This is a genomic window from Paenibacillus sp. y28 (genome assembly GCF_037137075.1).
Lineage (GTDB): Bacteria > Bacillota > Bacilli > Paenibacillales > NBRC-103111 > JBBBNV01.
Genome location: NZ_JBBBNV010000037.1, coordinates 26,772 through 33,610, shown reverse-complemented (window position 1 = coordinate 33,610; position 6,839 = coordinate 26,772). Strand labels below are relative to the sequence as shown.

General features: G+C 53.2%; 6 protein-coding genes. 2 read left to right on the top strand and 4 right to left on the bottom strand.

Going from position 1 to position 6,839, the window contains the following annotated elements:
* Positions 1-221: 221 nt before the first annotated feature.
* Together WBG83_RS20430 and WBG83_RS20425 are read right to left on the bottom strand one after the other, a co-directional pair.
* Entirely contained in the window at positions 222-785 is a 564-nt protein-coding gene (locus WBG83_RS20430; protein WP_336747215.1) for a hemerythrin domain-containing protein, read from the bottom strand.
* A gap of 41 nt (positions 786-826) precedes the next feature.
* Positions 827-1,414, bottom strand: coding sequence for a hemerythrin domain-containing protein (locus WBG83_RS20425; protein ID WP_336747213.1), 588 nt, complete (start codon positions 1,412-1,414; stop codon positions 827-829).
* A 545-nt stretch (positions 1,415-1,959) separates the two neighbouring features.
* Here WBG83_RS20425 and WBG83_RS20420 point away from each other — a divergent pair.
* Together WBG83_RS20420 and WBG83_RS20415 are read left to right on the top strand one after the other, a co-directional pair.
* Positions 1,960-2,817 carry a carbon-nitrogen hydrolase family protein gene (locus WBG83_RS20420; RefSeq protein WP_336747212.1) on the top strand — a complete coding sequence of 286 codons (858 nt, stop codon included), beginning with the start codon at positions 1,960-1,962 and terminating at the stop codon, positions 2,815-2,817.
* Between the two features lie 68 nt (positions 2,818-2,885).
* Complete coding sequence (locus WBG83_RS20415; RefSeq protein ID WP_336747210.1) at positions 2,886-3,569, top strand: GNAT family N-acetyltransferase; 684 nt, start codon at positions 2,886-2,888, stop codon at positions 3,567-3,569.
* A gap of 223 nt (positions 3,570-3,792) precedes the next feature.
* Here WBG83_RS20415 and WBG83_RS20410 read toward each other — a convergent pair whose 3' ends face one another.
* Both WBG83_RS20410 and WBG83_RS20405 read right to left on the bottom strand, forming a co-directional pair.
* Positions 3,793-5,508: a hypothetical protein gene (locus tag WBG83_RS20410; RefSeq protein ID WP_336747209.1), complete on the bottom strand. Its 1,716-nt coding sequence runs from the start codon at positions 5,506-5,508 to the stop codon at positions 3,793-3,795.
* A 25-nt stretch (positions 5,509-5,533) separates the two neighbouring features.
* Positions 5,534-6,790 (bottom strand): efflux RND transporter periplasmic adaptor subunit, encoded by a 1,257-nt coding sequence (locus tag WBG83_RS20405; protein ID WP_336747208.1) that lies wholly within the window; start codon positions 6,788-6,790, stop codon positions 5,534-5,536.
* Between the last annotated feature and the right edge of the window lie 49 nt (positions 6,791-6,839).

Here is a 6,839-nt window from a genome sequence, read left to right as displayed (position 1 = left end):
AGCTATTGCGAGTTCATAGGCGGTTCTTCCGCACAGATATGAGTTCAAATTACCATAATTCCGGAATTGCGTCAATATATAGAAACAAGCTGAATACGCGTTTCTTTGCTGGCCGCATGACCTGCCGGTACTAGCCGTGCTTCCCGATGCCCCTTCCCAAGCCAGCAAAGCAAGAAAAATCCGGGGGAGCTCCCCGGATTGAAGTTTAGCCGCCGCAGCGGCTAGCAGATAAGCTTGAAATAGGTCATCATCAGCTGTTCCTTCTCATCGGCTGTCAGCAGCTGCTCTGCAATCGGGAGCAGTACCCGCTCCTCTTTGGCCGCCAGCTTCACAAACCGCATGCAGGCTTCTTGAACAAGATCCGCCATCGCTTGCGCTTCTCCTGCGTCTGCCGTGGTGCCCTCCGTCTGCCGCAAAGCATAATGGAAGCGCCGCAAAGCACTGCGGATGTGCTCCTGCTCCTGCTCCATTTCCTCCATCGGCCCGGCCCTTCGTCCCATGTACAGCGTCAGCACCGGGAACAAGCCCGCCTCCTCCCGAAGCAGGTGCGGCTCAAGCTGCTCTGCGAAGGCCGCCGCCTCGCGGCCGAGCGCTTCCAGAGGAAGCGTCCAGTCCTCTACATCCGGCCCGCTCCCGATTCCCTCCGCTAATCGGCCAAGCCTCTCCGCCGCCTGTACCAGCGGTACATGCTCTTCCTTCAGCTGCTGCAGCGCTTCACATAGTGCATGTTGACGAAGCGGCTCAACGGCCGCCTGTACAGCTGTATCTGCGAGTAACGGTTTCATCTTAAAGCCCTCCTTTAAATGCATACCATTTTATACCATCGTCAGTTCAACGCTTTTTGTACCACGCGCGGAATGAGAATATCGTTCTCTAAATGAAGGTGCTCCAGCAAATCCGCCTCCAGGCATTGAAGCCTTCGAAGGATTTGCACATATTGGCGGCATGAGTCCGGCTCAGGGGTATAGTGCTTCGTCACCTGACGAAGCTCGCGGAGCAGCGCAATGAGATGACGGTGATCCGTCTCAAGCTCGTGAACCACTGTAATATTCATGGCGATAAGAGAAGGCGCAGGCGAGCGGCAGCTGGCAAAGCGGATGATCGTCGGAAACACAGCCTCCTCCTCCTGCCGCAAATGCTCCTCCAGCTCATCCTTCAGTAAATGAAACGTACGATTCAGCTGGCAAAGCAGCCCGTTCTGCTCGCCCTGCCCCCTCGCCAGCTGAATGAGAGACTGGCTGAGGTGCGGGAGCTCTGCATGCAGGTAAGCATGGTGCGTATCTGTAATATAATGAATCAGGGCGCAAACGGACGCCTCGTGCCAAACCTCCGATGGACTGGCGAGGCTTGCTGCTTCAGGGAAAGCTACAGCCATTTGTCTTGCAGAGTCAAAGGAATCTAAGGTGAGCGGCATACAAATCCTCCTCCTTGTTGTTTCCCGGTACAATGCGGACATTGCTCAAGAATCAAATTTCCGCCGCTGTACCGGCGTTTTATGGTGGACTGACCGGTTCGTTATTGATTGATGCTCTAGCCAAAAAATTCGTCTGACTTTCCATGCCCGGACCTTGCTCCGGCACTGCCCAAGCTGCAGGACTTGATGTTCAACCTTCTGATACCATCATACGCAATCGACCGGCATACCGGATGTGATTAAATTCACAAATCTGTGACCAACCAAGTGAAGTTCATCAGATCGACAAATATCTTTCAGCAGCAGCAGTAGCCTGTGAGGGGGACAGCGGATGTTTATCCCGGAGCAAAAATGATAAAATAAAAGCAGCCACAAGCCATGACAGGAGGCCTGCATAATGGATGCACCTCCCTGCATAGTCAATACCACTCCGGAAGACGCCGTCATTCAAGTCGAAGGACTGAACAAGAAGTGCAGTGATTCCACAGCAGTAGGCGGTTTTCATTTCGCAGATTTATCATTCATAAGGGAGAGTGCTTCACAATATGAAGATTCGTGTATCCGCTGTTCAATACGAGCTTCGTACGATTCGGAGCTTTGAGGAATTTGCCGCGCAGGTAGAGCATCACGTCAGGACCGCCGAGGAGTTCGGAACAGAATACGTGCTGTTTCCTGAATTCTTGACCACTCCATTGCTGTCCATCGGGGACGAGCAGGGCAAAGCGCTGCCAATCGACCGGCTGCCGGATTTTACCGGGGCATATGAAGCCTTGTTCAGCGGTCTGGCCCGCCAGTACAAGATGCACCTGATCGGCGGCACTCACGTCATTCGTGAAGGGGACAAGCTGCTGAACACCGCGCATTTGTTTTTCCCGGACGGGCGTATTGGGCGTCAGCCTAAAATCCACATCACCCCTACCGAGGTGAAGGAATGGAACATGGGTGCGGGCGACGTACTGCAGGTTTTTGATACAGGGAAAGCCGTCATCGCCATGCTGACCTGCTATGATATTGAATTTCCTGAAATCGTGCGGATGGCGCGAGCCCGCGGCGCGGATGTTATTTTTTGCCCTTCCTGCACCGATGATCGCCACGGCTTCCACCGCGTTCGTTATACCTGCCATGCCCGTACTATTGAGAACCAGCTTTACGTCGTCACGACCGGTACCGTGGGCAGCCTGCCTACCGTCGATTTTATGCGCGCCAACTTCGGCCAGGCGGCCGTGCTGACGCCGAACGACATCCCGTTCCCGCCGCACGGCATTGCCGTACAAGGAGAACTGAACCAGGATATGATCGTTACGGCTGATCTGGACCTGCAGCTGCTTGAGGAAGTCCGTTCCCGGGGCTCTGTCACAACATGGCGCGACCGCCGCACGGATTTGTATACCGACTGGAGCTAACAGGCTGTGATTTGAATAATCTCCATCCATCCGCTGCCTTCACCGAAAAAAAAAAGGAGCTGTACCCTATGTCTGCGTACCGAAAGGAACTCGTTGTATTCGCCCGGGACGGCTTGTCGGCCCCGGCGGTCATCCGCAACTATACGGCGCAGGATTTCGACGAGCTGATTCAAATTCAGAGCGAGTGCTTCCCGCCGCCCTTCCCTTCAGAGCTGTGGTGGAACCGGGAGCAGCTGACCGAGCATGTTACCCGCTTCCCGGAAGGGGCGGTTTGCGTCGAGCTTGGCGGGCAGCTGGCCGGCTCTATGACCGGGCTGCGGGTCCATTATTTTCCCGGCGATCCGGATCACACCTGGGAGGAAATAACCGACAACGGCTATATTCGTAATCATCGGCCGGATGGCAATACGCTGTATATCGTCGATATTAGCATCCGTCCCGCTTTCCGCCAGTTTGGACTCGGCAAGCAGCTGATGCAGGCGATGTACGAGCTGGTCATTCAGCTTGGCCTCGACCGGCTGCTGGGCGGCGGCAGAATGCCGGGCTATCACAAGCATGCCCGCCTCCTCACCGCCGAGCAATATTTAGATGAGGTCATAGCGGGCAGATTGACCGACCCGGTCGTAACCTTCCTCCTGCGCTGCGGTCGTACGCCGGTGAAGGTCTCCGCCGGATACTTGGAGGATGAAGAGTCACTTGGCTATGCCGCCCTGCTGGAATGGCGCAATCCATTCCGGCCGCAAGCACCGTAACCGCGGCAGGAAAGCACCATACGGTTCGAAACTCAGTCATTCCCTCCCGAACGATAGTATTCTAAAAAACGTGCAGCACACCTATAGCCGGATGTATCCCGGGCTCATGAATTGAAATATGGACGCTCATGCCAGGCGTCCACATAAGAAAACCAGCTCCCCTGCGGGGAGCTGGTTTTCTTCAACGCATCGTTTTATATCTAATCTTCGTTTTATATCAAAATTAATCTTCGAGTTCAGCGACAAGCCGCTTGGATTCTCCGCTGGCCGTTGTGAAGGTTTCATACACCTTTAAGGTCAAAGGCGATGTAAATTGCTCCGAAGTGCCGGTAAAGGTCAGATTGTTCTCGCCCGTTAGAAGGCGGTCCTGACCAATCATAGGCTTGGACGCTGTGCCGACCAGCCGGCCCGCCGCATCATACAATTCAAACTGCAGCTTAGGGAAATTGGCATCCAGCTCCGTTTGAACCTTGCGTTCTACATCCAGGAAAAACTTCCCTTTATAGGAGAACTGCTGCGTTCCCGAATTATACAGGAACGAAATATCCCACGAGGAAAATTTCACAACAAACGGATACATATTGAACGAATCCCATGGCCCCGTCGACTCTTGGAGCTTCACGCCGTAAGCCGCAATCGTTGATTTATAAGGCGCTGCGGAAACAGCGTCCTGAATTTTAAGCTGCAAGTTCTCGCCTGTTTCGGAGACCGGCATTGTAAACGCATAGTTCACAATGACCGACGACTTCGGCAGCACTCTGCTTGGTGTCGAAGCTTGGCGCTTCCCGCTGTAATCATAGCCGTCGGAGCTCAGCAGCGAAGTCTGGAAAACCGGGACATCCAGGGGACGATCGCTGTTATTTTGAATCGCGAACTTGGCGGTAATGTTCTTGTTACCTTCCTCTTCGTTGTCGCTAATGTTGAACTCAACCATCGACACCTTCAGATTCGGATGAATCAGCTGGCTGCGGGAATCGAATTGCATTGCATCGCCAAGCGCATATACGCCTGTAACGGCGCGATCTTCTCCGCTAGGAATAAGAATGTTATAGCGTCCAATCGCATATTGGCCTGCGGCGCCACTGGAAGATCCGAAATATTCTGTGGTCAATACATTCAGACTGGATAACACTGCATCCTGATCCGCCGGGATGGCATAATGAATATACTTTTGCTCCTTGCTCTCCAGGACAAGACTGTCCGCTTCCACCCGGCTGCCCGCATAGACCTTCTCCGCTGTTTTCCCGTCAATCAGGAAGGTCGGAACGATTTCCCGCTGATCGCCCGGATTGTAGGCCAGCAATTGTACGACATATACCGTGCCGGTGTCTGTGGATTCCTTATGAATATCAGTTGGCGTGTATGTAATCGGCGATTCGAAATATGGAAGCGTAAAGCTGTCCGACCATTTGAGAAGCGCCTTCGGATCGGTGATTTGTGTATCTCTGCCCTGCCACGGCTGCAAAGTAATCGGAGCATTCAGCACAACCGTTTCTTTTTTCGGATATATGTACATGTCCACATCGGTCCAATTCAGCTCGGCCAAGACCACATTGCCCTTGCGGTCAATGACCGACAGGTAGCTCAGCTCGCTTTCGGTATGAGGCTGAATCGCCTTCAGGTTGGACGTGCTGGGCTGCAGCGTATAGACTACGCCGTCTGCCGTTTTGACACGCAGCTCATAATCGGGTACACGGGTTACCGAATCGCTGTTGTTTTTAAGATTGACAACCACGCCGATACGGGTTCCCTTGAGTACCGGCTCATTAATGACACTTTTAACTTGAACGTCCAGCACCTCGGTCAAGCTGTACACCTGCTCAGCCTGAATGCTGACCGCACTGCCTGCCTCCTCTGCCAGCGCCGAATAGGCGCCGACAGAGAGCAGGGAAGCGGAAAGCGTGAGAGAAACAATCGTTTTGTAAAATTTACTGCGCATGCGAGTTCCTTCCTCCCCAGAAAGTTTACTGTTTAACCTGTACTTTATCTTTGTCTCTTAATTGATGCTGACCGGAAATGACCAGCTGCTCGCCTTCCTTAAGACCCGAAATAACCTCCTGGTCCGCATTATTCAAACGGCCAAGCTCCACCTTCCGGCGTTCCACTTGATCTCCGGCAAGCACGAACACAAACGTCGCATTGCCTTCGCGGACGACGCTCAAGGTCGGAACGGTCACCACGATTTGATCCTGCTCATCGGCAAGCAAAATTTGGGCTTTCATTCCAGGCTTCAGCTTCTTGTCAGGATTTGCAACCTCCAGCTCCAGTGAATACGATTTCGTATTGGCGCTCATGACATCGGCCAAATAGTTGACCTTGGCCTTCGTGCGCTCTACCGAACCGGGAACATAGAAGGTCAATTCCTGCTTGCCGCGGATCAGCGCCGCGGCATCCTCAGTCAGCTCTGCCTTCAGCTTAATCGGATCAAGCTGCTGAATTTTGGCCGCCTGGAAGCCGGCGTTAACGGTCATCCCTGTTTCAATCGGCAGGTCGGTAATAACACCGCTGACGGTCGCTTTAACCTCCATATTTTCCAGTGTCCGTTCTGCCTGGCGCACCCCCAGATTAGCGGACTGCAAGCTCTGTTCCAGCTGTGCATTGGAATTCGTTGTTTCCAGCGTCTTCAACTGGTTTCGGCTGTTCTCCAGATCGAGCTGCAGCGTCCTGAGCTGGGTTTCCATTTGTTCTACCTGAATTTTTTCTACAAGACCGGAATCATAGTCGTTGCGAATCTTGCTATAATTTTTTTCCAAATCCTTCAGGGCCAGCTCCTGCTTCTCGATGCCGTTTTTCAGGGCGATCTTGCTGTCCTCTACATCCTTGCGCGCCTTCGCAAGCTGCTGCTGTGTTCCGCTTGCCGTAATTTGCGAGCTTTCCTTTTGCAGCAGCACATCCGTCGGGTCAATCCGGAAAATAGTCTCGCCCTTCTGTACAAAATCGCCGCGCTTCTTCAATATTTCCTGAATATCACCGCCCGCTTTGGTGATGACATCAATTTGAATGGACGATTCGATGTCAGCCACCTGCTCCAAGGGCTCGCTAATCGTCTTCTTCTCTACCTTTGCTACACTTACCGTCTTTATCTGGCTTTCAGCTGCTGCCGACGGCGCGGTCTCTTCTGGCGTCCCGGACGAGCAGCCTGCAATTAAGGCTGCGGTCAATACGAGCGCGCCGGTGAGCTTCACGCTTTTTTGAACGGACTGTTTCAATATCAGCTTCATTGGACGTTTCTCCTTTTCCCTGTTCCCTTTTCTATCTCCATATCCTGCT